Origin of the sequence: Roseovarius sp. SK2 (genome assembly GCF_028807495.1) — a bacterium.
GTDB lineage: Bacteria > Pseudomonadota > Alphaproteobacteria > Rhodobacterales > Rhodobacteraceae > Roseovarius > Roseovarius confluentis.
In genome coordinates this window covers 258,557-283,590 of the sequence record NZ_JARAMK010000002.1, presented here as the reverse complement: position 1 = coordinate 283,590, position 25,034 = coordinate 258,557, and the positions used below count along the sequence as shown (strand labels likewise).

20 protein-coding genes and 1 riboswitch are annotated in these 25,034 nt (G+C 66.4%); of the genes, 9 read left to right on the top strand and 11 right to left on the bottom strand.

Going from position 1 to position 25,034, the window contains the following annotated elements; genetic code table 11:
* Nucleotides 1-19 precede the first annotated feature (19 nt).
* From PVV74_RS05590 to PVV74_RS05580, 3 genes are all read right to left on the bottom strand, one after another.
* A complete protein-coding gene (locus PVV74_RS05590) occupies nucleotides 20-1,465 on the bottom strand; it encodes an amidase (RefSeq protein ID WP_274592533.1) in 1,446 nt (481 codons plus the stop codon).
* Between the two features lie 306 nt (nucleotides 1,466-1,771).
* Nucleotides 1,772-2,167, bottom strand: coding sequence for a metallopeptidase family protein (locus PVV74_RS05585; protein ID WP_274592532.1), 396 nt, complete (start codon nucleotides 2,165-2,167; stop codon nucleotides 1,772-1,774).
* Nucleotides 2,168-2,206: 39 nt separating this feature from the next.
* Nucleotides 2,207-3,121 carry an MBL fold metallo-hydrolase gene (locus tag PVV74_RS05580; protein ID WP_274592531.1) on the bottom strand — a complete coding sequence of 305 codons (915 nt, stop codon included), beginning with the start codon at nucleotides 3,119-3,121 and terminating at the stop codon, nucleotides 2,207-2,209.
* Between the two features lie 138 nt (nucleotides 3,122-3,259).
* Between PVV74_RS05580 and PVV74_RS05575 the strand changes: the two genes are divergently transcribed.
* Nucleotides 3,260-4,588, top strand: a complete 1,329-nt coding sequence (locus PVV74_RS05575; RefSeq protein WP_274592530.1) for an MFS transporter — start codon at nucleotides 3,260-3,262, stop codon at nucleotides 4,586-4,588.
* Nucleotides 4,589-4,642: 54 nt separating this feature from the next.
* Nucleotides 4,643-5,968, top strand: a complete 1,326-nt coding sequence (gene gltX / locus PVV74_RS05570) for a glutamate--tRNA ligase (protein ID WP_274592529.1) — start codon at nucleotides 4,643-4,645, stop codon at nucleotides 5,966-5,968.
* Nucleotides 5,969-6,689: 721 nt separating this feature from the next.
* On the opposite strand, the gene PVV74_RS05565 is transcribed toward gltX, so the two are convergent.
* The gene (locus PVV74_RS05565; protein ID WP_103762241.1) at nucleotides 6,690-7,280 is read right to left on the bottom strand and encodes a gamma-glutamylcyclotransferase family protein; all 591 of its coding nucleotides are present in this window, start codon (nucleotides 7,278-7,280) and stop codon (nucleotides 6,690-6,692) included.
* A 130-nt stretch (nucleotides 7,281-7,410) separates the two neighbouring features.
* Nucleotides 7,411-7,497, top strand: a riboswitch (glycine riboswitch).
* A 155-nt stretch (nucleotides 7,498-7,652) separates the two neighbouring features.
* Between PVV74_RS05565 and gcvT the strand changes: the two genes are divergently transcribed.
* The 3 genes from gcvT to gcvP all read left to right on the top strand — a co-directional run bounded on the left by gcvT (nucleotide 7,653) and on the right by gcvP (nucleotide 12,160).
* A complete protein-coding gene (gene gcvT / locus PVV74_RS05560; RefSeq protein WP_274592528.1) occupies nucleotides 7,653-8,777 on the top strand; it encodes a glycine cleavage system aminomethyltransferase GcvT in 1,125 nt (374 codons plus the stop codon).
* Between the two features lie 17 nt (nucleotides 8,778-8,794).
* Nucleotides 8,795-9,154: a glycine cleavage system protein GcvH gene (gcvH, locus tag PVV74_RS05555; RefSeq protein WP_103762242.1), complete on the top strand. Its 360-nt coding sequence runs from the start codon at nucleotides 8,795-8,797 to the stop codon at nucleotides 9,152-9,154.
* A gap of 153 nt (nucleotides 9,155-9,307) precedes the next feature.
* Entirely contained in the window at nucleotides 9,308-12,160 is a 2,853-nt protein-coding gene (gcvP, locus tag PVV74_RS05550; RefSeq protein ID WP_274592527.1) for an aminomethyl-transferring glycine dehydrogenase, read from the top strand.
* Between the two features lie 348 nt (nucleotides 12,161-12,508).
* Here the strand turns inward: gcvP and PVV74_RS05545 are convergent, their stop codons facing one another.
* From PVV74_RS05545 to PVV74_RS05535, 3 genes are all read right to left on the bottom strand, one after another.
* A complete protein-coding gene (locus tag PVV74_RS05545; RefSeq protein ID WP_274592526.1) occupies nucleotides 12,509-13,384 on the bottom strand; it encodes an inositol monophosphatase family protein in 876 nt (291 codons plus the stop codon).
* Nucleotides 13,385-13,478: 94 nt separating this feature from the next.
* Complete coding sequence (locus PVV74_RS05540; protein ID WP_274592525.1) at nucleotides 13,479-15,980, bottom strand: ABC transporter permease; 2,502 nt, start codon at nucleotides 15,978-15,980, stop codon at nucleotides 13,479-13,481.
* Nucleotides 15,977-16,675: an ABC transporter ATP-binding protein gene (locus PVV74_RS05535; protein ID WP_274592524.1), complete on the bottom strand. Its 699-nt coding sequence runs from the start codon at nucleotides 16,673-16,675 to the stop codon at nucleotides 15,977-15,979. Before PVV74_RS05535 ends, PVV74_RS05540 begins: the two co-directional genes overlap by 4 nt.
* Here PVV74_RS05535 and PVV74_RS05530 point away from each other — a divergent pair.
* Entirely contained in the window at nucleotides 16,674-17,351 is a 678-nt protein-coding gene (locus PVV74_RS05530; RefSeq protein ID WP_103762247.1) for an arylesterase, read from the top strand. The two genes, PVV74_RS05535 and PVV74_RS05530, sit on opposite strands and share 2 nt — an antisense overlap.
* A 154-nt stretch (nucleotides 17,352-17,505) precedes the next feature.
* Here PVV74_RS05530 and PVV74_RS05525 read toward each other — a convergent pair whose 3' ends face one another.
* Together PVV74_RS05525 and PVV74_RS05520 are read right to left on the bottom strand one after the other, a co-directional pair.
* Complete coding sequence (locus tag PVV74_RS05525; protein ID WP_103762502.1) at nucleotides 17,506-18,069, bottom strand: L,D-transpeptidase; 564 nt, start codon at nucleotides 18,067-18,069, stop codon at nucleotides 17,506-17,508.
* A 117-nt stretch (nucleotides 18,070-18,186) separates the two neighbouring features.
* Entirely contained in the window at nucleotides 18,187-19,353 is a 1,167-nt protein-coding gene (locus PVV74_RS05520) for an NAD(P)/FAD-dependent oxidoreductase (RefSeq protein ID WP_274592523.1), read from the bottom strand.
* A gap of 150 nt (nucleotides 19,354-19,503) precedes the next feature.
* Here PVV74_RS05520 and PVV74_RS05515 point away from each other — a divergent pair, with 150 nt between their 5' ends.
* Both PVV74_RS05515 and PVV74_RS05510 read left to right on the top strand, forming a co-directional pair.
* Complete coding sequence (locus PVV74_RS05515; RefSeq protein ID WP_274592522.1) at nucleotides 19,504-19,827, top strand: BrnA antitoxin family protein; 324 nt, start codon at nucleotides 19,504-19,506, stop codon at nucleotides 19,825-19,827.
* A gap of 46 nt (nucleotides 19,828-19,873) precedes the next feature.
* Nucleotides 19,874-20,428: an REP-associated tyrosine transposase gene (locus tag PVV74_RS05510; protein ID WP_274592521.1), complete on the top strand. Its 555-nt coding sequence runs from the start codon at nucleotides 19,874-19,876 to the stop codon at nucleotides 20,426-20,428.
* A 185-nt stretch (nucleotides 20,429-20,613) separates the two neighbouring features.
* On the opposite strand, the gene ettA is transcribed toward PVV74_RS05510, so the two are convergent.
* Together ettA and PVV74_RS05500 are read right to left on the bottom strand one after the other, a co-directional pair.
* Complete coding sequence (ettA, locus tag PVV74_RS05505) at nucleotides 20,614-22,269, bottom strand: energy-dependent translational throttle protein EttA (protein WP_103762250.1); 1,656 nt, start codon at nucleotides 22,267-22,269, stop codon at nucleotides 20,614-20,616.
* Between the two features lie 80 nt (nucleotides 22,270-22,349).
* Complete coding sequence (locus tag PVV74_RS05500; protein WP_274592520.1) at nucleotides 22,350-24,203, bottom strand: putative bifunctional diguanylate cyclase/phosphodiesterase; 1,854 nt, start codon at nucleotides 24,201-24,203, stop codon at nucleotides 22,350-22,352.
* Nucleotides 24,204-24,383: 180 nt separating this feature from the next.
* Between PVV74_RS05500 and PVV74_RS05495 the strand changes: the two genes are divergently transcribed.
* A complete protein-coding gene (locus PVV74_RS05495) occupies nucleotides 24,384-24,998 on the top strand; it encodes a nicotinate-nucleotide adenylyltransferase (RefSeq protein WP_103762503.1) in 615 nt (204 codons plus the stop codon).
* Nucleotides 24,999-25,034: the final 36 nt, after the last annotated feature.

Sequence of the window (25,034 nt, the reverse complement as noted above, 5' to 3'; positions counted from 1 at the left end):
CCACGACATTCAAGTATTTTCAGGTGTCGATACCGGGCAATGCCGGAATTTGATCAAACCATGGGCGGGCGCGTTCCAGATCGGCGCAGAGAGACATGAGCGCGGTGTCGGCCCCGAACCGGGCGGCGAGGTGGATGCCGATGGGCAGGCCGTCGGCGCCGCGGCAGAGCGGCAGGGAGACGGCGGGCTGGCCGGTGGCGTTGAAGGCCGCGGTATAGGGGGAGTAGGCGAAGATGCCATCCTCGCCCATGCGGTAGGCCACGTAATCCTCGGTGTCGTGGGCGAAGCGTCCGATGGCGGCCGGTGGCTCGGCCATGGTGGGGGTCAGCAGGATGTCGTGATCCTCGAAGAACGCGGCCATCTGGCGGCCATAGGCGTGCACGGTCTCCACGGCATCGAGGTAATCGGTGCCGCTGACGGTCTTGGCGTAGTCCACGGCGCCGCGGGCGACGCCTTCGAGATCGCCCTGGCGCAGGTCGCGGCCCCGTTTGGCCAGCGCCCGCCGCACCCAGGAGGCCGTGCCGCAGGCGACGATCTTGGTCCAGGCGTGCATCATGCCTGTCGTGTCGGCGGTGGGGCGGGCCGGGGTCACGTGGTGGCCCATCTCCTGCAGCAGGGCGGCGGCGTCCTGCACGGCGGCCTGGCATTCGGGGTGGATGGGGTCGCCGGTGAGGGTGGTGTCACAAAGGGCGATACGCAGGGGGCCGTTGGGCCGGTCGAGCGATTCGATGAAGGTGCAGGGCATCGGGGGCGCGACGTAGGGCGCGCCGAGGTCGGGGCCGCAGACGATATCGAGCAAGAGGGCCGTGTCGCGGACCGAGCGGGTGAGAAAGCCCTCGATCGCCATTCCCGCCCAGCCTTCCCCGGCATAGGGCCCGTCGGGGACCATGGCGCGGGTGGGCTTGAACCCGACGAGACCGCAATTGGACGCCGGGATGCGGATCGAGCCGCCGCCGTCGCTGCCATGCGCTCCGGGGACGATGCCTGCCGCCACCGCCGCGCCCGAGCCGCCGGACGAGCCGCCGGGGGTGCGGGAGCTGTCCCAGGGATTGCGGGTGGGGCCGCCATAGACCGCCGCCTCGGTCGCCGCGCCCACGCCGCCCTCGGGCGCGGCGGTGCGGCCGAAAGTGACGAGGCCCGACGATTCCAGCCGGTCGTAGATGGCGGAATTCATCTTGTAGCTGGTGTTGGCCAGAAGGCGGGAGCCGAGCGAGGCGGGATGCTGGGTGGATTCCGCGCCCATGTCCTTGAGCAGGAAAGGCACGCCGGTGAGCGGGCCGTTGGGCAGGCCGTCGGCGATCATCTGGCGGGCGGTGTCGGAATAGTCGTGCACCACGGCGTTGAGCGCGGGATTCACGGCGTGCATCCGGGCGAGGGCGGTGTCGAGCAGGTCGTCGGGCGTGACCTCGCCCTTGGCGACGAGGCCGGCGAGGGAGGTCATGTCGTGGGCGCGGTAATCTTGCATGGGGGCAGAATGCACGGGGGGCGTGGGGGTGCAAGGGGATGTTGTGGGAACCGCGCGATGGCCAGACCGCGGGGTGGCGACCCAAGAGTATTTCAGTGCGCTTGATGGTTGCCGTGTCCGGAAAACCTCAAATCGACGCGCCTACGGAGGCCAATCGCCAGCCCGGGGGGCGGTCTGGCGATCGCGCGGCGGCGCGGCGAGGCCGCGCCTTTATTCCGCGCGTGGTACGTTGTCAGATGGCATCCCGGACCTCATCCGGGATCTGTTTGTCCGCACAGTCCCGGGTCAGGCCCGGGACGGGGTTTGCTATTCCCACCAGCGGTCGATGCTGGCGATGTCGTCGTCGGACCAGCCGAAATGGTGGGCGAACTCGTGGACCGTCACATGGGCCACCAGATCCGCGAGGTCGACATCGCCACGGTCGCGCCATTCCGCCAGGATGGGTTCGCGGAACAGCCAGACGATATCGGGGCCGGTGGGCTGGTCGAAAACCGACTTTTCCGTCATCGGGATGCCGTCATAGAGCCCCGTCAACTCGGCCGGGTCGGTCATGCCGAAACTGTCCAGCATCTCCTGATCCGGCCAGTCGGCGACGTGGATGGCGACGGCCCGCGCGGCCTCGGCAAAGGCCTGCGGAAAGCCCGCCACGGTGCGGCGGGCCACGTCTTCCATCCAGTCGAGAGAGGTGTCGGGCGCGGGCATGGTCAGGATTTATGCTGCGCGCCCGAGAGGCGCAAGCGATCAGAGCCGCAGCTGGTAGGAGCTGGGCACGTAGGCGTAGCCGCTGTCCGATTTCTCGACGAAGCCGGTGGCGGGCCAGGGCATGTGATAGCCGACGAAGGGCATCTTTTCAGTGGCCAGCATGTCGAGGATCGTCTTGCGGGTCTGGGCGGCGGCGGATTTGTCCATGTCGAACTTCACCTCCCAGTCGGGATGGGCGAGGGACCAGACGTAGTGATTGGCGAAATCGGCGGCGATCATCAGGCTTTCGCCTTCGCTTTCGATCAGGTGGACCATGTGGCCGGGCGTGTGGCCGAAGGCGGCCATGGCGGTATGGCCGGAAAAGCCCGCGTCGCCGTCGCCGATCATGCTGAACTGCTCGGCCAGCGGGCGGACCTTGGCCTCGAAGTTCTCGTCGCCGGCGGCGACCCAGTGGTCGAACTCGGCCGATCCGGTGACGTAGGCTGCATTGGCGAAGGTCGGCGTGTCGCCGTTCATCAGCCCGCCGATATGGTCGCCGTGCATGTGGGTGATGACGACCGTGTCGATCATGTCGGTGCTGTATCCCGCGGCCTCGAGCGCCGCGGTGGTGCCCTCGGCGTTCAGGCCGGTGTCGAAGAGCACAAGTTCGGACCCGGTGTTGACCACGGTGGGGGTGAAGAAGAACTGCGCCTGATCGGTCGGAATCATCGCGGCTTCGGAGACGGCGATGAACTCTTCTTCCTCGACATTCAGGCCGAAGATGGTGTGCGGATCGGGGCGGGTGGCCTCGCCTGCCAGCAGGGTCGTCACCTCGAACGCGCCCAGTTTGAACCGGCGGAAGGGGGGCGTGGCGGCGCCGAGCATGGGCGCGGTCGCCCAGGCGGGCAGGGCGGGCGCGGCGGAGAGGGCGGTGGCCGAGGCGATAAAGCCGCGGCGGGAAAGGCGGGTGGACATGTGAAACCTCCTGTTGCTGTCGCGCGAGAGGATAGGACGGTGCGGGCGAAAGTCCCCTTCGACATGCCGCTTTCACGTGAATTTGAGGCGCGGCACCGGCGGCTTGGCGGCGGGCGGGCGGGGGGCTAGGCTTGGGCCATGTGGTCGATCCTGAAGCATCCCGTTTTCGCGCGGTTTTTCGCGGCCCAGGTCGTGGCGCTGCTGGGCACGGGCCTGTTGACCGTGGCGCTGGGCCTTCTGGCCTATGATCTGGCCGGGGGGCGCGCGGGCGTGGTGCTGGGGCTGGCGCTGACGATCAAGATGGTGGCCTATGTGGGCCTGTCGCCGGTGATGCAGGCGGCGGTCGAGGTGCTGCCGCGCCGCGCTGTGTTGGTGGGCGCTGACATGGTGCGCGCGGGCATTGCCCTGTGCCTGCCCTTCGTGAGCGAGGTGTGGCAGATCTACGTGCTGATCTTCGCGTTGCAGGCGGCGTCGGCGACGTTCACGCCAGCGTTCCAGGCGACCCTGCCGGACGTGTTGCCGGACGAGGGGGACTATACGCGCGCGCTGTCGCTGTCACGGCTGGCCTATGACATCGAGAACCTTGCGAGCCCGGCGCTGGCGGGGCTGCTTCTGACGGTAATGAGCTACAACTGGCTGTTCCTGGGTACGGTGGCGGGATTCTGTGCCTCGGCGCTGCTGATCCTGGGCGCAGCCGTGCCGCCGGTGGGCGCGGGCGCGGGGCAAAGACCGTTCGGCGAACGGGTGACGCGGGGGATACAGATCTACCTGGCGACACCGCGATTGCGGGGATTGCTGGCCCTGAATTTCCTGGCGGCGGCGAGCGGGGCCTTCGTGCTGGTCAACACGGTGGTGCTGGTGCGGGGCAGCTATGGCGGGTCCGAGACCGACCTGGCGGTCGCGATGGGTTGTTTCGGGGCCGGGTCGATGGCGACGGCGCTGGCCCTGCCGCGCCTTCTGGACCGGGTGGAGGACCGGCCCGTCATGATGGCCGCCGCACTGGCGCTGGTGGCGCTGAGCCTGGTGCTGGCGGCCGGGCTGACGCTGGGCATGGGATGGGGCGCGATGCTGGCGGGCTGGGCCGGGATCGGGGCGCTATGGGCCGCGATCCTGACACCCTCGGGGCGGCTGTTGCGGCGCTCGGCCCATGCCGGGGACCGCCCGGCGGTCTTCGCGGCGCAGTTCGCGCTGAGCCATGCGTGCTGGCTGGTGACCTATCCGCTGGCGGGCTGGGCGGGCGTGACAATCGGGCTGGGGCCGGCGCTGGGCCTGCTGGCCTTGCTGGGGCTGGGCGCGGTGGCGGTGGCGTCGCGGGTCTGGCCGCGAGACGCCGAGGGGGTGATCACGCATCGGCATCCCGACTTGCCGCCCGATCACCCGCATCTGGAGGCGCACGGGCAGGGCGCGCGCCATGCTCACGAGGTGATCATCGACGATACCCATCACCGCTGGCCCACGCACGGCTGATACTGGACAAGCGCCCCCCCTTGTGACATTTGGCGCGGCAACAGGAGACACCCCATGACAACCACCCGTTTCGCGCCGTCCCCCACCGGGTACATCCATATCGGCAACCTGCGCACCGCGCTGATGAACTTCCTGATTGCCCGCAAGGCCGGGGGGACGTTCATCCTGCGGATCGACGACACCGATCCCGAGCGGTCGAAGCAGGAATACGTGGACGCGATCAAGGAAGACCTGGAATGGCTGGGCCTGACCTGGGACCGGGTCGAGCGGCAGTCGGAGCGGCTGGACCGCTATGCGGAGGCGGCCGACACCCTGCGCGGCATGGGGCGGTTCTACGAGGCGTTCGAGACGCCGACCGAACTGGACCTGAAGCGCAAGAAACAGCTGAACATGGGGCGGCCGCCGGTCTATGACCGGGCCGCGCTGGGGCTGAGCGAGGAACAGAAGGAGGCACTGCGCGCCGAGCGGGGCGATGGCGTCTGGCGATTCAAGCTGGATCACGAGCGGATCGAGTGGGATGACGGCATCCTGGGCGACATTTCCATCGACGCGGCCAGCGTCAGCGACCCGGTGTTGATCCGGGGCGACGGGCAAGTGCTGTATACGCTGGCCTCGGTCGTGGACGACACGGAAATGGGCGTGACGCACGTCGTGCGCGGGTCGGATCACGTGACGAATACCGCGACGCAGATCCAGATCATCGAGGCGCTGGGCGGCAACGTGCCGCAATTCGCGCATCATTCGCTGCTGACCGGGCCGCAGGGGGAATCGCTGTCGAAACGGCTGGGTACGCTGAGCCTGCGCGATCTGCGGGCGCAAGGCGTGGAGCCGATGGCGCTGTTGTCGCTGATGGCGCGGCTGGGCTCGGCCGATCCGGTGGAGTTGCGGACGGACATGGCGGAGTTGATCGAGGGGTTCGACATCTCGCGCTTCGGCTCGGCACCGACGAAGTTCGATGCGAATGACCTGTTCCCGCTGACGGCGCGGGTGTTGCAGGGGCGCGATTTCGCGGATGTGAAGGCGCATATCGTGGCGCTGGGCGTGCCCGAGGACCAGGCCGAGCGGTTCTGGAGCGTGACGCGCGAGAACATCACAACGCTGCAGGACCTGGAAGGCTGGTGGATCATGTTCCGCGACGGGGCCGAGCCGGTGATCGACGACGAGGACCGGGAGTTCGTGGCCGAGGCGCTGGCGCTGTTGCCCGAGGGGCCGCATGACGGCGACACCTGGGGGCAGTGGACGGCCGTGGTCAAGGAACAGACCGGCCGCAAGGGCAAGGGTCTGTTCATGCCGCTGCGCAAGGCACTGACCGGGCAGAACCACGGGCCGGACATGAGCCAGGTGCTGCCGCTGTTGCAGGTGATCAAGGCGAAGGGCTGAAGGCTGGTCGTCGCGCGACGTCTGCTAGAGTAGGTGCCTGCGGAGGCCGCGTCGAGAGTCCGGTGTTCGTCATTGTTGCCAAGCCCCCAGCCGGTTAACAGCCGCGACGCGGCCCGGCCCTCGTCAGCCCTTCCCTTGGGCTGGCGGTTTGGCGGAGGCTGGGCGCACCGATCAGTCCGAGGATGTATTTGGCAGGCATGAAGGGCTTCGAAATTGCCGTCGGATCGCCACCCCAGAGGCTGACTGATTGCCTCCGTCGTGAACGGCGGCAAAGCCCGCATGGCAGACGCGCGGTTACGGCGCAGCGGATGGCCGGAGACCCTGTTTCGCCGCGTACCTGCCATCGCGAACGCTGCGCGTGACCCAGGTCAGACCCGCCTTCGGGCAAAAACGCGGCACCTTGGCGGCTGATCGGTGCTTCTTTGCCGATGCCCCGAGTTTTTGAGCAACACATCGATGCCGGTCTGCGCCGGGAGGCTTGTTGCCGGCCCTGATTCCACCTCATCAAGATGGTCTGCCAACACCGCTACCTGGGATCGAGATATGTCTAGCGCCATAGTACTGATCGGACTGCTGATCGTTGCCGTTCTGTTGTTCGCACTGCTGACGACGTCGGCGCGGGATCGCGTCTGACGGTTTCGCCTGTTGCATCGGCGGGGATCTCCCTGACGAGTGTCGTCGTGCGAGGTGGGGCAATGCCGACACTCGCGCGGGGTGCGGGTTAGTCCCTGAGCGGGCTGAAGGTCGACACCGGCTGCACCTTGGCGCCGACGCGATCCAGCATGTCGTTCACCAGCGCCGTCTCCTTGCGCTGAAGCTTTTGGTGGCGCGGGTAGAGCGGGCGGCGGCGGTCGTCGAGGATGGGGGCGTCCCAGCCGTCGGTCGTATCGAAGAAGCGCTGCACGCCGTCCTCGCCGAAGACATGCAGGTAGCCCTGGACCACCACGTCGATATAGCTGAGCAGAACCGGGCTGACGGCGTCGGGGGTCTGGTGCTGGCCGTCCTGGATGGCGAAGACCACGAGGTCGGCGTCCTCGGGCAAGTGGGTGCGGACCTGGTGGCGGGCGGGCACTCGTTTGTAGGCGCGCTCGCGCGCGTCGAGCGCAGCCCAGTCGGCACCGGGCACGCCGGCCACGAGGCCGTCGATCTGGGCTGTGGTGTCGGGCACGGCCGTGAGATACGCCACCTCGCGCAGCGTCGTCTTGCGCCAAGCACGCCGCCAGCCAGAAAGCTGTGCGGGGTGGGCATCTGTGTAGGCGTGGGTGCCGCGATTCACCAGGCTGCCATAGCCGAAGAAGAATCCGGGTTGCACGTGGGGTACCACCTTTCTCGATTGCCCTGATGTCAACAGGCGTGGGGGCAAAGGTCAATGGGGGCGACCAAACTGTGATCGGCGCCTGTCATTCTGCTTGCAGAGGTGCGGGGCGGTCACTACGCTACTAAAGTATCGGAACGGGAGAACCGGCGTTGCCGGTGCCGAAGGAGCAACCGCCCCGGAAACTCTCAGGCGCAAGGACCGGCCGATGGAAGACTCTGGAGAGATCGCGGGAAAACCCGCGGCGCCGAAGGGATAGCGATCTCAGGCGGAAGGACAGAGGGGGCATCGAACGCGTCATGCGAGACGCGGAACGGATGCCGGTTGCCCTGCCAGATGCGCCCGGTGCGAGATGCGAAGGAGAGCCACTTGGACGATCTGCGCGAGACGCCGCTGACGGGCCTGCACAAGGCGCTGGGCGCAAAGATGACCGGGTTCGCGGGCTATGAGATGCCGCTGCAATACGAGCGCGGCGTCATGGGCGAACACCTGCACACGCGCCAAAAGGCCGGGCTGTTCGATGTCAGCCACATGGGGCAGGTCCTGATCCGCCACGAAGCGGGATATGGCGGCGCGGCGCAGGCGATGGAGCGGCTGGTGCCGGTGAGCCTGTTGGGGCTGGGCGAGAAGCGACAGAGATACGGATTTTTCACCAACGAGACGGGCGGCATCCTCGATGATCTGATGCTGACCAACCGGGGCGATCACCTGTTGGTCGTGGTGAACGCGGCTTGCAAGGCGGATGATATCGCGTTGATGCGTGAAGGGCTGCCCGATTGCGAGGTGACCGAGGTGACGGACCGCGCGCTGATCGCGTTGCAAGGGCCGAAGGCGGTCGATGTGCTGGCGCCGATCGCCGCGGGCTGCGAGATCATGAAATTCCTGGATACCGGCATTTTCACCTCGGATTACGGGGAATTGTGGGTGTCACGCTCGGGCTATACCGGCGAGGACGGTTACGAGATTTCGGTGCCCGAAGCGCAGGCCGAACCGCTGGCGCGGGCGCTGCTGTTGCACGAGGCGGTGGAGCCTGTGGGCCTGGGCGCGCGCGACAGCCTGCGACTGGAGGCGGGGCTGTGCCTTTACGGGCAGGATATCGACCAAGGCACCACGCCTGTGGAGGCGGGGCTGAGCTGGGCCATCCAGAAGGTGCGCCGCCGGGGCGGGGAGCGCGAAGGCGGATTCCCCGGCGCGGAGGTGATCCTGGACCAGTTGGAGAACGGCATGGCGCGGTGCCGCGTGGGGCTGCGCCCCGAGGGCCGTGCACCGATGCGCGCAGGCACGCAGATTTTCGGCAGCGAGACGGGCGGTGAGGCCGTGGGCCATGTCACCTCGGGCGCCTACGGGCCGAGCATCGAGGCGCCGATGTCGATGGGATATGTCGCGGCGAGCCACGCCTCGGCCGGAACCACGCTCTATGGCGAGGTACGCGGCAAGCGCCTGCCCGTGCGGGTGGCGGATATGCCGTTCACGCCATCAAATTTCAAACGCTGAGCATCAGGGAGACTTGCATGAAATACACCGAAGAACACGAGTGGCTGGACCAGGACGGGGATATCGTCACGGTCGGCATCACCAGCCACGCCGCCGAGCAGCTGGGCGATATCGTCTTCGTGGAGCTGCCCGAGGTGGGCGCCGAGGTGACCAAGGACGACGAGATCGTGGTGATCGAGAGCGTCAAGGCGGCCTCGGATATCCTGGCGCCGCTGGATGGCGAGATCGTGGAAGTGAACGAAGTGCTGGCCGACACGCCCAGCAAGGTCAACGAGGACCCCGAGGGCGACGGATGGTTCTTCAAGATCAAGCCGTCGGACACCTCGCCGATGGACGACTACATGGATGAAGCCGCCTACAAGGATTTCATCGACTGATCCGCGCCGCCGGGCGCAAAATTTTTGAAAAATTTTGGCAAAAATCTTTCGAAGATTTTTGTGCCTTCGGCGGGGATATTTAGAGCCAGAGGAAGCGGGGGCGGTGCGGCCGCCCCGGCACAATCTTTTGTCCGACACCCGGGAGTGCCTGCCATGCCGTTCGAGCCCACCGATTACCTGCCTTATGATTTCGCCAACCGGCGCCATATCGGGCCGTCGCCCGAGGAGATGGCCGAGATGTATGCCGCGTTGGGTGTGAAGGATCTCGATCAGCTGATCGACGAGACGGTGCCCAAATCGATCCGCCAGGCGGAGAAACTGGATTTCGGCAAGCCTAAGTCCGAGCGCGAGTTGATGCACGAGATGCGGATGGTCGCGAGTCAAAACAAGGTTTTGGTGAGCCTCATCGGCCAAGGCTATCACGGCACCGTCACACCGCCGGCGATCCAGCGCAATATTCTGGAGAACCCGGCGTGGTATACCGCCTATACGCCCTACCAGCCCGAGATCAGCCAGGGACGGCTAGAGGCGCTTTTGAACTTCCAGACGATGATCTGTGACCTGACGGGGTTGGAGGTGGCGAATGCCTCGCTGCTGGATGAGGCGACGGCTTGTGCCGAGGCGATGACCATGGCGCAGCGGGTGGCCAAATCGAAGGCGAAGGCGTTTTTCGTCGACCGGGATTGTCATCCGCAGAACATCGCGGTGGTGCAGACGCGGGCCGCGCCGCTGGGGATCGAGGTGATCGTGGGCGACCCGGAGAAGATGGAGGCGGACAAGGTCTTTGGCGCGCTCTTTCAGTATCCCGGGACCTACGGCCATGTGCGGGATTTCACGCCGCAGATGGAGGCGTTGCACGCCGAGAACGCGATCGGGATCGTCTCGGCGGACCCGCTGGCGCTGACCCTGCTGAAGGAACCCGGCGCAATGGGCGCGGATATCGCGGTGGGCTCGGTTCAGCGGTTCGGCGTGCCGATGGGCTATGGCGGGCCGCACGCGGCCTACATGGCCTGCAAGGACGCGATGAAGCGGGCCATGCCGGGGCGGATCGTGGGCGTGTCGGTGGATTCCCATGGCAACCGGGCCTACCGGCTGTCGTTGCAGACCCGCGAGCAGCATATCCGGCGCGAGAAGGCCACGTCGAATGTCTGTACCGCGCAGGCGCTCTTGGCCGTGATGGCGTCGATGTATGCTGTCTTTCACGGGCCGAAGGGCTTGCAGGCCATTGCGCAACGTATTCACCGCAAGACCGTGCGACTGGCCAAGGGGCTGGAGGCGGCGGGGTTCAAGGTGGACCCGCAGGTCTATTTCGACACGATCACGGTGGATGTGGGTCCGTTGCAGGCGGCGGTGATGAAATCGGCGGTGGACGAGGGGATCAACCTGCGCCGGGTGGGCGAGCACCGCGTCGGTATCACGCTGGACGAGGCGACCCGGCCCAAGAATATCGAGGCGGTCTGGCGGGCCTTCGGGATTGAGAAGGTGGACGAGGATTTTAAGCCGGAGTACCGCGTGCCCGAAAAGATGCACCGGAAGAGCGGGTACCTCGAGCATCCGATCTTTCACATGAACCGGGCCGAGACCGAGATGATGCGCTATATGCGGCGGCTGGCGGACCGGGACCTGGCGCTGGACCGGGCGATGATCCCGCTGGGGTCATGCACGATGAAGTTGAACGCCGCCGCCGAGATGATGCCGATCAGTATGCGGGAATTCGCGCGGTTGCATCCGTTCTGCCCGAAGGACCAGGCCGAAGGGTACCGCGTGATGATCGACGATCTGAGTGCAAGGCTGTGCGAGATCACCGGCTATGACGACATGTCGATGCAGCCCAATTCGGGCGCGCAGGGAGAGTATGCGGGGCTGCTGACCATATCCGCTTATCATGCCGCGAATGGCGAGGGGCATCGCAATGTCTGCCTGATTCCGATGTCCGCGCATGGCACCAACCCGGCCAGTGCGCAGATGGTGGGCTGGAAAGTGGTGCCGGTGAAGTCGGCGGCGAACGGGGATATCGACCTTGACGACTTCCGCGCCAAGGCGAAGGCCAATGCCGCGAATCTCGCCGGCTGCATGATCACCTATCCCAGCACGCATGGTGTCTTCGAGGAAACCGTGCTGGAGGTGTGCAAGATCACCCATGATCACGGCGGCCAGGTCTATATCGACGGGGCGAACCTGAATGCCATGGTGGGGCTGTCGCGGCCCGGGGATCTGGGCGGCGACGTGAGCCACCTGAACCTGCACAAGACGTTCTGCATTCCGCATGGCGGCGGCGGGCCCGGCATGGGGCCGATTGGCGTGAAGGCGCACCTGGCGCCGCATCTGCCGGGCGATCCGCGCGGGCAGGAAGACGGGCCGGGGCCGGTGTCGGCGGCGCCTTACGGCTCGGCCTCGATCCTGCCGATCAGCTGGGCCTATACGCTGCTGATGGGCGGCGAGGGGCTGACGCAGGCGACGCGGGTGGCGATCTTGAATGCCAACTACATCGCCAAGCGGCTGGAGGGCGCGTATGACGTGCTCTACCGCGGGCGCAACGACCGGGTGGCGCATGAGTGCATCCTGGACACGCGGCCTTTCGCGGACAGTGCGGGCGTGACGGTGGACGACATCGCCAAGCGGCTGATGGATTGCGGGTTTCACGCGCCGACGATGAGCTGGCCGGTGGCCGGCACGCTGATGATCGAGCCGACGGAATCCGAGACCAAGGCGGAGCTGGACCGGTTTTGCGATGCGATGCTGGCGATCCGCGAGGAGATCCGCGCCATCGAGGACGGCCAAAGCGACCGCGAGAACAATCCGCTGAAACACGCGCCGCACACGATGGAAGATCTCGTGCGGGACTGGGACCGGCCCTATAGCCGCGAGCAGGCCTGTTTCCCGCCGGGCGCGTTCCGGGTGGACAAGTACTGGCCGCCGGTGAACCGGGTCGACAACGTCTTTGGCGACCGGAACCTGGTGTGCACCTGCCCGCCGATGGAGGAGTATGCCGAGGCGGCGGAGTGACCATGTAATCAGGCGGCCTCCCGGAGGAGACCGCCCTTACTTTGGTACTGAAATCACTCTCTAAAATCCTTGGGTCGTGCCCGGGACAGGGGCGGGACCCTCGTTCGGAAGGTGGGAGAGCCCTTCGAACGATTGCCCATGGGTCGCGGCGGGGGCGCGACGGGTTCAAATTATTTTGTGGATGTGCAGAGGAGGGCGTGCAGAAGAGGTGTGGGGCTTGCGGGTTGCAAGCCGCGCCGCCAGCCGCGCTGCGTCTGACTGACGAGCGGGTGCGTGGTGCCGGAGGTCCCGGATAAGGTCCGGGACGCGGAGGCACCAGGCTTGGAAGTCTGGTGCGAAGGCTGAACGTTACGCGGAGTCGTCCTCGACCAGTATCGAGAACACTTCATGCAGATTTTGCCAGCTGGCCTCGTTCGCGGCGGCAAGCAGGTAGCCGGTTTCGATGCCCGCGTTGTAATCGCGGCCGTCCAGCATCCGCACGACGCCGCCGGCGCGTTGGACGATCAGAACGCCCGCCGCGTGGTCCCACGGGTTGAGCGTGGACGACAGCAGGAAGTCGGCCTGCCCCTGGGCCAGCATCCGGTATTCATGGCAAGAGCAGCGCAACGAGCCCGTGCGGCCGAATTTCGGGAGAAGCGGTGCCAGCTCTTCCTGCACCGCGCGGTCCATCAATGAGAAGTGAATGTAGCCCGAAAGGCTGTCGATCTCGCCGCCTTGCGAGGTCGAGACCGGGCGGGCGCGGCCGGTGGCGCGGGTCATCTGGGCGGCACCGTCCTCTTCGGCGGCGATGAAATCGTCCATCACCGGATCGTAGAGCAGGCCGAAGACCGGTTTGCCGAAGCGGGTGACCGAGACGATGACGCCGAACACCGCCAGACCATTGACGAAGTTCCACGTGCCGTCGACGGGATCGAGGATGAAGGCAAGTTCGGCCTCGGCCAGCTTGCCGCGCAGGGCAGGGTCGGCGGCGGCGGCTTCCTCACCCACGACGAGGGCGTGGGGGAACATTTTTTGAAGGCCGCGCGCGATCATGGCCTCGGCCGCGTGGTCGGCCTCGGTCACCAGGTCGTCGGGACCGGATTTCGAGGTGATGTCGGCGGCGGCAAGGTTGCGGAAGCGGGGCATGACCTCGGCCCGGGCGGCGCGGCGGACAAGGTTGACGAGCGCAGCCTTCTGCGCCTTTGTCAGCGGCGATGACACGGGGATGGGCAGGGTTTCCGTCATGGACGCTCCTTGTACGACTCGAAGGTGAGGGAATGCGGGTTAAGTGCCACCGCGCGCGCCGGATCGCAACCGGATCGGGGTACGGGATGGGCGGTTATTCGCGGCTGCGCAAAACTTTTGCGGGGCGGGCCGAGATGGGGCCCAGGGCAAAGGCGAGGCCCGCCAGCAGGCTGATCAGTGCGCCGCCCGCGACGATGCCGAGTGCGGGGGGCCAGGCCACGGCGAAAGAGGTTTCCATCACGTAGTGGCTGACGGCCCAGGCGCCGGCGATGCCAGCACCGAGTGCGACGCTGCCCGCCGCTGCGCCGAGGAGCGCGGCGCGCAGGGAAAGACCCCAGAGGATGCGGGCGCGGCTGGCACCGAGCACCTTGAGGATCGCCGCCTCGTAGCTGCGGGCGCGGGCATCGGCGGCGGCGGCGCCGATCAGCACCATGAAGCCGGTGAGTAGCGTTGCGGCGGCGCCCCATGCGGTGGCCGAGGCGAGACTGCCCAGAAGGTCGCTGACGCGGGAGACGGCGTCGCGCACCGAGATGGCGGTGATGTTGGGGAACTGGCGCGAGAGGTCGCGGAGGATGGCGGTTTCGGACTCGGCGTCGGAGTAGACCGTGGCGATATAGCTGTGCGGGGCGTTCACCAGCGCGGCCTCGTTCAGGATCATGATGAAGCCCATGCCGGCGGTGGAAAAATCGACCTCGCGGAAGGAGGTGATTTCCGCCGTCAGGTCGCGGCCGAGGATGTTGAGGGTAATCTCGTCGCCAAGGCTCAGGCCCATCTCTTCGGCTTCCTCGGCGGCGAAGCTGACCTGGGGCGGGCCGGAGTAGTCCTCGGGCCACCAGTTGCCGTCCGTAACTGTGCTGCGGTCGGGCAGGGCGGCGGCATAGCTGACGCCGCGGTCGCCTTGCAGGACCCAGTGATCGCCGGCGACCTCGGCTGCGGGCTGGCCGTTGATCTCGGAAAGGATACCGCGAAGCATGGGGGCGGCGTCGACGCGGGTGACGCCGGTGTCGCTGTCGAGCCGAGCCGAGAAGTCGGGCATCTGGTCGCGCTGGATGTCGACGAAGAAGAAGCTGGGCGCGCGGGTGGGCAGGTCGCGGGTGATGGCGTCGCGCAGGTTGCGGTCGACCTGGCCCACGGCGGCAAGGACCGACAGGCCGAGGCCGAGCGACAGGACCACGGCGCTGGCGGTGCTGCGCGGGCCGCCTATGGCGCCGAGCGCCCAGCCGAGCGCGGTGCGGCCCCGGGCCAGCGGGCGCATTTTGCGGGCGGCGGCGCGCAGGGCAAGGCCGGCGAGGGCCAGCACGACGAGGGCGGCGGCGATGGAGCCTGCCGTCCAGTAGGTCAGGGTCGCGTTGCCGGAGAACCATGCGGCGACCCAAACGAGGGCCGCGACGAGGGCGGCGGTGGTCAGGATGAAACCCGCGCCGGGGATCGTGCCGGACGTGTCGGCGTCTCGGTAAAGCGCGGCAGGGCGGATGTCGCGGGCCTGAGCGAGCGGCCAGAGAGTGAAGATGAGGATGGTGAGGGCGCTGTAGATCGCGGCCTCGGCCATGGGTCCCGGGTAGGGGGCGAAGACGGCAGGCACCGGCAGTTGCGCGGTGATGATGGGCGACAGCAGCACCGGCAGGCCGACGCCGAGGGCGAGGCCGAGGGTGATGCCAAGGACGCCCAGAACGGCGACCTGCATCAGGTAGGTGAGGAAGATCGTGCGTTGGTCCGCGCCGAGACTGCGGAGGATGGCGATGGTCTGCGTCTTGCCCGACAGATAGGCGCGCAGCGCGGCGGAGATGCCGACGCCGCCGACGGCCAGACCGGAGAGGCCCACGAGGATCAGGAACGCGCCGAGACGCTCGACGAATTCGGCCACGCCCGGCGCCCCGTTTCGGGCGTCGGACCAGCGCATGCCGCTGCCTTCGAGGGCGCCCTCGGCCTCTGCCCGGGTGGCGTCGAGATTTGTGCCGGGGGGCAGGTCGAGGCGGTAATGCGAGGAAAAGAGCGTGCCGGGTTCGAGCAATCCCGCGCCGTCCAGCGCGCTGCGCAAGACGATGGTGCGCGGGCCGAGGCCGAAGCCGCCGGTGCGGCTGTCGGGTTCCCGCTCGATCAGGGCGCGCAAGGTGAAGGATTTGGAGCCCAGCGTGACGGTGTCGCCGGGGGTCGCGCCAAGGCGGTCAGCCAGGGTCGGGTGCATGACGAGGCCGTCATCCGCCAGCGCCTCATCCAGGGGAATGTCGGGGGAAAGGCCCACCGTGCCCACGAGGGGATAGGCGGTGTCGACGGCTTTCACCTGCGTCAGGCTGCGTTCCTCGCGGAAGACGGCCATGGAGCGGAAATCGGCGATCTCGGAGACTTGCGTGGCGGTGTCTTGCATCCACGCAAGCTCGTCCGGGTTGGCGAAGCGGTAGGTCAGTTCGATTTCCGCGTCGCCGCCCAAGAGCGTGGCGCCTTCCTGGGCGAGGCCCTCGGTGATGCTCTGGCGGACGGTGCCGACGGCGGCGATGGCCGCGACGCCGAGGATCACGCAGGCAAGGAAGATGCGGAACCCGTGCAGGCCGCCGCGCAGTTCGCGGGCCGCAAGGCGTGCGGCGAGCCGGAGTTTCATGCGGTGCGGGCCTTGGGGGTCTGACGCTCGGAAAGGTGGCCGTCGCTGAGTTCGGCCACGCGGGCGCAGCGATCGGCAAGGCCGGGGTCGTGGGTGACGAGGACCAGCGTGGCGCCGTGGCGGTCCTGCAGACCGAAGAGCAGGTCGATGATGGCGGTGCCGGTGGTGCTGTCGAGGTTGCCTGTGGGCTCGTCCGCCAGCAGGATATCGGGGCGCGGGGCGGCGGCGCGGGCCAATGCCACGCGCTGTTGCTCGCCGCCCGAGAGTTGCGAGGGATAGTGGCTCAGGCGCTTGCCCAGGCCCACGGCGGTCAGCTCCTCCTCGGCGCGGGTGAAGGCGTCGGGATTGCCGGCCAGTTCGAGGGGGGTGGCGACGTTTTCCAGTGCGGTCATGGTTGGAATAAGGTGGAAGGACTGGAAGACCACGCCGATATGATCGCGGCGCAGGCGGGCGAGCGCATCCTCGGACATTGTCGTGAGGTCTTGGCCCAAGGCGGTGACCGTGCCACCGGTGGCGCGTTCCAGCCCGCCCATCAGCATCAGCAGCGAGGATTTGCCGGAACCCGACGGCCCCACCAGCCCGAGTGTGTCGCCGCGGTGGACATCGAGGCTGATCGCCTCAAGTATGTCGACGGGGCCTGCATTGCCTTGCAGCGAGAGTGCGGCCTCGCGTAGCGATAACACGGGGTCTGTCATGGGGTTCTGCCTGTCTGCTTTTCGTCGTTTCACATATGGTGTCCGGGCCTTGGCGGGCAAGGTTGCGGCGCTTGTTTTCCTTGGTTTACCGGCATTTGGTGAAGAGCCGGTGACGATCCTGGCGCTGGGTGACAGCCTGACGCAGGGCTACGGGCTGGCGCAGGACGACGGGTTCGTGCCGCAGCTGGAAAGCTGGTTGGAAGAGAACGACGTCGCGGCCGAGGTCATCAATGCGGGCGTGTCGGGAGATACCACTGCCGGGGGCGCATCGCGGGTCGAATGGAGCCTGACGCCCGAGGTCGACGCGATGATCGTGGCGCTGGGCGGCAACGACATGCTGCGCGGGTTGGACCCGGGCGAGGCGCGGGCGAACCTGAGGACGATCCTGGAGGTGGCCGAGGGGCAAGACCTGCCGGTGCTTATGGTGGGGATGCAGGCGCCGACAAATTTCGGGCCGGATTACAAGGCGGCGTTCGACGCGATGTACCCGGAGTTGTCGCAAGAGTTCGGCGCGCTTTATTTCGAGAGCTTCTTCAAAGGGTTGGGCGAGGGGGATCCATCCGAGCTGCAGGGGTATTTCCAGTCGGACGGGATTCATCCGAATGCCGAGGGCGTGGCCCGGATCGTCGAGGCGATGGGGCCGGCGGTCGCGGATCTGGCTGACCGGGTGGAGTGAGGTCGCGGGGCTTTCCTGCTTGGCCGGATCTCAGTCTGAACCCGAGGAAGCGGTCCCGGGTCAAGCCCGGGACGGGAAGTTTGGCGGCTGACGTTGGCGGCCCGTCGCTTGCGCGGGGGCGCGACAAGCCGCGCCTTGGTTCCGCGCAGGTCTCTTAGAGAACCGTGACCACCGTGCCCAGCGGCACGCGTTCGTAAAGGTCGATCACGTGCTCGTTGATCATACGGATGCATCCGTTGGACACCGAGCGCCCGATCGAGCGGGGTGCGGTGGTGCCGTGGATGCGGAAATACGTGTCACGACCGTTCTGGAAGAGGTAGAGCGCGCGTGCGCCCAGCGGGTTGCCCTTGCCGCCCGGTTGGACGTAGTCGTTGCCCTTGAACTTGGCATAGGTCTTGGGCTCGCGCTCGATCATTTCCTGCGTCGGGCGCCAAGTCGGCCACTTTTTCTTGACGTCGATGGTGGCGCGGCCGGTGAACTCCAAGCCGGCTTTGCCGACGCCCACGCCGTAGCGGCGGGCGCGGCCTTGCTCGGTGATCAGGTACAGGAAATGCGCCTTGGGCAGGATCAGCATCTGGCCGGGGGCATACTGGGCCGAGATGTTCACGTCCTGCGGCATGTATTTTGGAGCGATCTGGAACGACTGCGCGGCGGCAGGCAGCGCGGGCGCAGTGGCAGCCGCGGCCGCGGTGGCCACGAATTGGCGGCGATTCATCATGTTTTCTTCCCCTCGAAACGGCGGCATGTGGGTGTGGCGATATTCCGCCACATGAGCATTTAGAAATCAAAAACAAGTGAATGGCGGCAGGGCAAGCGATTCTGTGACCGTCAAGCGTCAGTTTCCCGAAGCTGCGGCAGAGAGGTAACGGATTGCCGCGCGCGGCAGGCGGAGAGCGGTGCGGCGCAGGAGGGCCGGATACTCGATATCGCCTGAAAGCAGGTGCATATAGTCGCGTTTGAGCGTTTGCGAGGCTGTAAAGGTACGGGCGAAAAACGGCTGCAAGCGTGCCGAGAAGATCAGCGGACGCAACAGGCGGGCCTGCGCGATGGCGCGGCGGATCGGCTTGGTCGCGGTCGTGTAGAGCGGAAGGGCGCGCTGGGCATCCCCTTGATCCAGCGCGGTTTTCGCGGCACGGGCGGCGAGGGCGCCGGAGTGGATGGCGTGGCCGATCCCCTCGCCGGTGATCGGGTCGACAAGGCCGGCGGCGTCGCCCGCGAGCAGGACATTGTCCTTGCCGGGGATGGGCCTTGGGGCGCCGAAGGGCAAAAAATGGCCTTTGACCTTGGCGGTCTGACCGGTTCCCAGCTTGTCCAGATAGGTGGCGAGGTGCGATTTCATGTCGGGGTTTTGGGCGTGCAGGCCACCCAAGCCTATGGTCGTGCTGGATTTTTTCGGGAAGGACCAGCCGTAGCCCCAGTCGGCGGCGGCAAAGTCTATGCGGATGGGCGTGGCCTCGGTCGGGGCTTGCGCGGGGCCTTCGACCTCCAGCGCGAAACCGATGGTGTCTTGGGAAAAAGGTTTGCCGAACAAGGCCTTGGCGGTGGGGCTTTGAACGCCGTCGGCGGCGATGAGGAGCTTGTAGGAGAGGGGTTCGCCCTCGGCCAGATTGACTTTATTGTTTTTGAAATCAAGGGCTTCGATGCGGTGACCGGTATAGTCGGCGGCCCCGGCGGCAAGGGCCTGTTTCAGCAGGTGATGATCGAAGTCCCAACGCATGGTGAGGTGCAGTGGCGGGACGTCCTGGAGGTCTCCAAGATATTGATCTTTCAGGTGAAATTCGAAATTCCGCCGTGTCTCGAAAAGGTCCGGGGTGATCTGCATGCCGAAAATGTCGGACAGATGCGCCGCACAGCGGCCTGTCACAAGCCCGCCGCAGAGTTTCTGGCGTGGAAACAATGCCTTGTCGACCAGCGCCACGGTCAGGCCAAGCGTGCGGGCCTGCATGGCGGCGGCGGTTCCGGCGGGGCCGGCGCCGAGGATGACAAGGTCGAAATCGGGCATCTTGGACAGGGGGGATAGAGCATCCCGAGGGGCGCGGAAAGACGTGTCGGTATCACGTCGGTATCCGGGTGGTATGGCGACGGTGCGGTGGGGTTAAATTCCGGTAAGGGTTTGGGGCGAGGATGCGGGCTCGCCACAGAGGAGCCCGACATGCCCACCAAGACCGAACGCGCCGCCCGTGCCGGCCTGATGCAGAGCCTGATCTACCTTCAACAGGAAAGCTGGATCCCCGACACGATCGCCGAGGAGATTCCGGAGGCCTGGCACACGCTGGAGATGGATGTGCCGGTGGAGGAGCCGAAGGAGAAGGTGACGCTGTATCTGGACCGGTCAGTGGCGCGGTTCTACCGGGCGATGGGCAAGGGGTGGCACGCGCGGATCAACCGGCTTCTCGCGACGTATATGCAGATGCATCTGGCGAAGGAGGTGAGGTTGGAGGAGGTTTTGCGGGAGCGGGTTGGGATGGGGGAGTAGGGGAGAGGCAACCTTTTCTTAATCATGTTTCGTTCAGGGTTGGGGGATGTCGAATTACCTCCGACCGAACGTTCCCGGTGCAACGGTGTTCTTCACCGTGACTCTTGCGGAACGGGGGAGTCGATTGCTGGTGGATGAGATCGCGCGTTTGCGTGCGGCGGTCCGGCGGACTCGGGTCGAGCGGCCGTTTCGTATCGACGCCTGGGTGGTCTTGCCGGATCACCTGCATGCTGTTTGGACCTTGCCGGAGGGAGATCATGATTTCTCGACGCGGTGGGGCGCGATCAAGTCGCGGTTCACGCGGAGCCTGCGGGATGACTGTAGGGTGGGGTTCCACCCCACCTTGGCAAAGGAGACGGGACATGCGGTGCGGTGGAACCCCACCCTACGCCGGTCGGAGAGCAAGCGCCGGAAAGGGGATGCCGGGATCTGGCAGCGGCGGTTTTGGGAGCATCATGTGCGTGGCCCGGAAGACTACGATGCGCTGTTGCGGTATTGCTGGATGAATCCGGTCAAGCATGGGTTCGTGGCAGAACCAACGGATTGGACGTATTCTTCGGTGCATCGGGACCTGGCATCCGGGCGTTTGAATCTCGGGTAGAATGCGTGGGTTTTCACCCACCCTACGTTATCGTCGGGCTTGGCTCGAGCATCTCGAGGGCCGGAGGTCCCGGGTCAAGCCCGGGACGGGGGAGCAGGTCAGTTCCCGGCAGATCGATGGGGTGGGCACGCATTTCCTGCGGAAACGCTTTCGCGCACGGGTGACATGCGGCCTTTGGCCGGATGTCACCTCGCGAATTTCTTGTGCTTGATCCGCTTGGGTTCCAGTGCGTCGGGGCCGAGGCGGCGCTTCTTGTCTTCCTCGTAATCCTCGAAGTTGCCTTCGAACCATTCGACGTGGGCCTCGCCTTCGAAGGCCAGGATGTGGGTGCAGATGCGGTCGAGGAAGAAGCGGTCGTGGGAGATGACCACGGCGCAGCCGGCGAAGTCGACCAGCGCGTCTTCCAGCGCGCGGAGGGTTTCGACGTCGAGGTCGTTGGTGGGTTCGTCGAGCAGAAGGACGTTGCCGCCTTCTTTCAGGAGCCGGGCCATGTGGACGCGGTTGCGTTCGCCGCCTGACAGCAGCGAGACTTTCTTCTGCTGGTCGCCGCCCTTGAAGTTGAAGGATGAGCAATAGGCGCGGGAGTTCACTTGCGCGTCGCCCAGTTGGATGATTTCGGCGCCGCCGGTGATGGCCTCCCACACGGTGTCGTTGTCCTTGAGGTCGTCGCGGGACTGGTCGACATAAGAGAGTTCGACCGTGTCGCCGTAGGACAGCTCGCCCTTGTCCGGCTGCTCCTGCCCGGTGAACATCTTGAACAGCGTGGATTTACCGGCGCCGTTGGGGCCGATCACGCCGACGATGCCGCCGGGGGGCAGCGAGAAGGTCAGGTCCTCGATCAGAAGCTTGTCGCCCATGGCCTTTTGCAGGCCCTCGACCTCGATCACCTTGCCGCCAAGGCGGGGGCCGTTGGGGATGACGATCTGGGCGCGGGAGACCTTTTCACGCTCGGACTGGTTGGCCAGCTCGTTATAGCGTTCGATCCGGGCCTTCTGCTTGGATTGGCGGGCCTTCTGGCCCTGGCGCATCCATTCCAGTTCGCGTTCGAGGGTCTTCTGCTTGGACTTGTCCTCGCGCTTTTCCTGCTCCAGCCGCTTGGCCTTTTGTTCGAGCCACGCGGAATAGTTGCCCTCGTAGGGGATGCCGCGGCCGCGGTCCAACTCGAGAATCCAGCCGGTGATGTCGTCCAGGAAATAACGGTCGTGCGTGACGATCAGGATCGTGCCCTTGTAGTCGATCAGGTGCTGTTGCAGCCAGGCGATGGTTTCCGCGTCGAGGTGGTTGGTGGGCTCGTCGAGGAGCAGCATGTCGGGCGCCTCGAGCAGCAGCTTGCAGAGCGCGACACGGCGCTTTTCGCCGCCCGAGAGTGTGCTTACGTCGGCGTCGTCGGGGGGGCAGCGCAGCGCCTCCATCGAGACGTCGACCTGGCTGTCGAGATCCCACAGGTTGTTGCTGTCGATTTCGTCCTGGAGGGCGGCCATCTCGTCGGCGGTTTCGTCCGAGTAGTTCATCGCCAGTTCGTTGAAGCGTTCGAGCTTGGCCTTGTGGGCGGCGACGCCGAGCATGACGTTTTCGCGCACGGTGAGGCTTTCGTCGAGTTGGGGTTCCTGCGGCAGGTAGCCGACCTTGGCGCCCTCGGCGGACCACGCCTCGCCGGTGAAATCGGTGTCGAGGCCGGCCATGATCTTCATCAGGGTGGATTTACCGGCGCCGTTCACGCCGACGACGCCGATCTTCACGCCGGGCAGGAAGCTGAGATGGATGTTCTCGAAGCATTTCTTGCCGCCGGGGTAGGTCTTGGAGACGCCCTGCATGTGGTAGACGTATTGGTAGGCTGCCATGGTCCGTGCTCTTTTCGTAAAGGGGATACGTTGAGGCCCATGTAACCGCGCCGGGCGGCGAATTCAAACGGGATAACGCGTCAGGCGCGCGGGTGCAGGCGGGTGACGCGGGGGGTGTCCGGGCCCTTGTCGAAATCCGCGGGCAGGGGCAGGTTGGCGGAAAGCCAGGCGATCATGTCGTCGCAGGGCTGGGGATGGGCCAGCACGAAGCCCTGGATCGCGGGGCAGCGCGCGACGCGCAGGAGGCGCAGCTGCTCGGCGGTTTCGACCCCTTCGGCGGTGACATGGGTGCCCAGCTTGCGGCACAGCTCGATGATCGAGCGGACGATGGCGCGGTTGCGCGGATCGGTGGCGATGTTGGCGGTGAGCGAGCAGTCGAGCTTGATCTCGTCCACCTCGATTTCCGAGATATGGGCAAGGCCCGCATAGCCTGTGCCGAAATCGTCGAGCGCCACGCGGGCGCCCATGCGTTTGAGCCGGTCGACGGCGGTGGCGATGGTGCGGCCGCCGCCCTGGAGGATCGTGGTCTCGGTGATCTCGACGCAGATCTGCGCGGGCTTGAGCCCGCGTGATTGCAGCGCCCAGTCCAGCAGGCCTGCGTAGTTCACATCCGTGAGCGCCTCGGCGGAGACGTTGAGGGAGAGGGTCAGATCCTCGAAGCCGGCCTCGTGCAGGCGCTTGAGCGCGTCGAGCGACAGGTGCATCGACTGGTAGTCGAGATCGGCCAGCACGCCGGCGCGGCGGGCGGTCTCGAAGAACGCGCCGGGGGGCAGCTGGCCAAGGCGGGGATGGTTCCAGCGCAGAAGCGTCTCGCACCCGGTGATGCGCCCGCGCGTCAGGTCAAGCTGGGGTTGCAGGTGCACGGTCAGCTGCTTTTCCGTGGTGGCGAGGCGCAGTTCGCGGGCCATCCGGTTCTGCGCGATCTGAACCTGCCCCAGGGCGGGGGTGTAAAGCTGGACGCGGCTGCGGCCGCGGGTCTTGGCCTCGTAGAGGGCCTGGTCGGCGTGATGGATGAGGGTTTCGCCGTTTTCCTTGTTGTTCTGTGCCAGGCAGGCGCCGATCGAGAGGCCCACGCGGATTGCCTGGTTTTTCCACATCAACGGGTCGTCGGTGGCGCCGAGCAGCAGTTCGGCACGGGTCAGCAGCGCCTCCTCGGTCGCCATGCCGAGGCAGACCAGCAGGAATTCGTCACCGCCAATGCGGCAGGCGAGGTCCTGCGGGCCGCAGAAGCGGCGCAAGAGGTCGGCCACGTGCAGGAGTGCGGCGTCGCCGGCGGCGTGGCCCAGCGTGTCGTTGATTTCCTTGAACTTGTCGAGGTCGAGATGCAGCACGCCGACGCGCCGCTCGGCCAGGGCGCGGGCCACGATGTCGGAGGCGAGGTATTGCGACAGCCGCTTGCGGTTGGCCAGCCCCGTGAGGTCATCGTGATGTGCGACGTGTTGCAGGCGGGCCATGGCGCGGCGCAGGTCCTGCTCGGTCTCGACCGTGCCGGTCACGTCGCGGCAGGTGACGGCGATCTTGTGCCCCGTGGGCGTGGCCAGCAGCGTGAAGCTGTGCAGGTTCCAGAAGGTTTCACCAGTCGCGCGCTTGTGCCGGGCGAGGTGGTCGCGGTCGAAGATGGCGCTGTGGATGTCATAGCGGAAGGCGGCCACCTTGGCGGAGTCGACGCGGGCGCCGTCGGGCAGGACATGGGCCATGACCTTGATCCCGCGCACGCGGTCGAGAGAGGTGGCGAACATCGCCTCGGCGGCGGGGTTCATCCATTCGACGTGCCCTTCGATATCCTGGACGATGATGGCGTCCTGGGTCCGGTTCAGGAATTGCGGGCAGCAAGACAGATCGTCCACAGGGCGCGACGGGCCAGCCCTGTCCGCTGACGGACCCTGCGCCGCATCGGCGGGATGCGGGTGCGGTATGTTGCTCTGCTCTGCCACGCCCATACTCTTGCGGTACTCACCGAGAGCCGTCTTGCCATGCGGCGCTTAACATTCCGTGCGACTTCAAAGGCTAAATCCCTAAAATTGCGTCGAATCCCGGTGCAGGGGCGCGTGGCGAAAAGGCTGGACATCCCGCCACATCCCGGCGATTTCAGGGGCGACGCGAAGGGAGAGGACATGCGTGTGCGCTTGCCGATGACGCGGCCCGGCATGGTGATCGGGCTTTTGGGGGGATCGTTCGACCCGCCCCATGCGGGGCATGTGCATATCAGCCGCGAGGCACTGCGGCGCTTTGGCCTCGATCGGGTGTGGTGGCTGGTGAGCCCCGGCAACCCGCTGAAGGCGCGGGGGCCGCAGCCCTTGGAGCGGCGGATGGCGGCGTGCCGGGCGCTGGTGGATCATCCGCGCATCCACGTCAGCGATTTCGAGGCGCAGGTCGGCACGCGCTATACCGCCGAGACGCTGGCGGTGCTGCAAAAGATGCGGCCGCATGTGCATTTCGTCTGGCTGATGGGCGCCGACAACCTGGCGCAGTTCGAGCATTGGCAGGACTGGCGGCAGATCATGGATACCGTGCCGATCGGCGTGCTGGCCCGGCCCGGGCAGCGCATTTCGGCGCGGATGTCGAAGCCGGCGCGGATCTATCGCACGGTGCGCATCCCGGCGCGGCAGTCGCGGGCGCTGCGCATGGCCGCCCCCCCGGCATGGTGTTTCGTCAATGTCCCGATGAGCGCGCTGTCGTCGACGGCGCTGCGGGCACGGGGCGACTGGGGCGATCTTTCGGAAAGTTGATCGCACGCCCGCGACATGGTGCCGACAGGGGCGAAT

What these genes read in the sequence shown, in the direction of transcription:
- PVV74_RS05590 (WP_274592533.1), bottom strand. Translation starts at nt 1,465, where the DNA reads ATGCAAGATTACCGCGCCCACGACATGACCTCCCTCGCCGGCCTCGTC.
- PVV74_RS05585 (WP_274592532.1), bottom strand. Translation starts at nt 2,167, where the DNA reads ATGCCCGCGCCCGACACCTCTCTCGACTGGATGGAAGACGTGGCCCGC.
- PVV74_RS05580 (WP_274592531.1), bottom strand. Translation starts at nt 3,121, where the DNA reads ATGTCCACCCGCCTTTCCCGCCGCGGCTTTATCGCCTCGGCCACCGCC.
- PVV74_RS05575 (WP_274592530.1), top strand. Translation starts at nt 3,260, where the DNA reads ATGTGGTCGATCCTGAAGCATCCCGTTTTCGCGCGGTTTTTCGCGGCC.
- gltX (WP_274592529.1), top strand. Translation starts at nt 4,643, where the DNA reads ATGACAACCACCCGTTTCGCGCCGTCCCCCACCGGGTACATCCATATC.
- gcvH (WP_103762242.1), top strand. Translation starts at nt 8,795, where the DNA reads ATGAAATACACCGAAGAACACGAGTGGCTGGACCAGGACGGGGATATC.
- gcvP (WP_274592527.1), top strand. Translation starts at nt 9,308, where the DNA reads ATGCCGTTCGAGCCCACCGATTACCTGCCTTATGATTTCGCCAACCGG.
- PVV74_RS05545 (WP_274592526.1), bottom strand. Translation starts at nt 13,384, where the DNA reads ATGACGGAAACCCTGCCCATCCCCGTGTCATCGCCGCTGACAAAGGCG.
- PVV74_RS05540 (WP_274592525.1), bottom strand. Translation starts at nt 15,980, where the DNA reads ATGAAACTCCGGCTCGCCGCACGCCTTGCGGCCCGCGAACTGCGCGGC.
- PVV74_RS05530 (WP_103762247.1), top strand. Translation starts at nt 16,674, where the DNA reads ATGGGGTTCTGCCTGTCTGCTTTTCGTCGTTTCACATATGGTGTCCGG.
- PVV74_RS05535 (WP_274592524.1), bottom strand. Translation starts at nt 16,675, where the DNA reads ATGACAGACCCCGTGTTATCGCTACGCGAGGCCGCACTCTCGCTGCAA.
- PVV74_RS05525 (WP_103762502.1), bottom strand. Translation starts at nt 18,069, where the DNA reads ATGATGAATCGCCGCCAATTCGTGGCCACCGCGGCCGCGGCTGCCACT.
- PVV74_RS05520 (WP_274592523.1), bottom strand. Translation starts at nt 19,353, where the DNA reads ATGCCCGATTTCGACCTTGTCATCCTCGGCGCCGGCCCCGCCGGAACC.
- PVV74_RS05515 (WP_274592522.1), top strand. Translation starts at nt 19,504, where the DNA reads ATGCCCACCAAGACCGAACGCGCCGCCCGTGCCGGCCTGATGCAGAGC.
- PVV74_RS05510 (WP_274592521.1), top strand. Translation starts at nt 19,874, where the DNA reads ATGTCGAATTACCTCCGACCGAACGTTCCCGGTGCAACGGTGTTCTTC.
- ettA (WP_103762250.1), bottom strand. Translation starts at nt 22,269, where the DNA reads ATGGCAGCCTACCAATACGTCTACCACATGCAGGGCGTCTCCAAGACC.
- PVV74_RS05495 (WP_103762503.1), top strand. Translation starts at nt 24,384, where the DNA reads ATGCGTGTGCGCTTGCCGATGACGCGGCCCGGCATGGTGATCGGGCTT.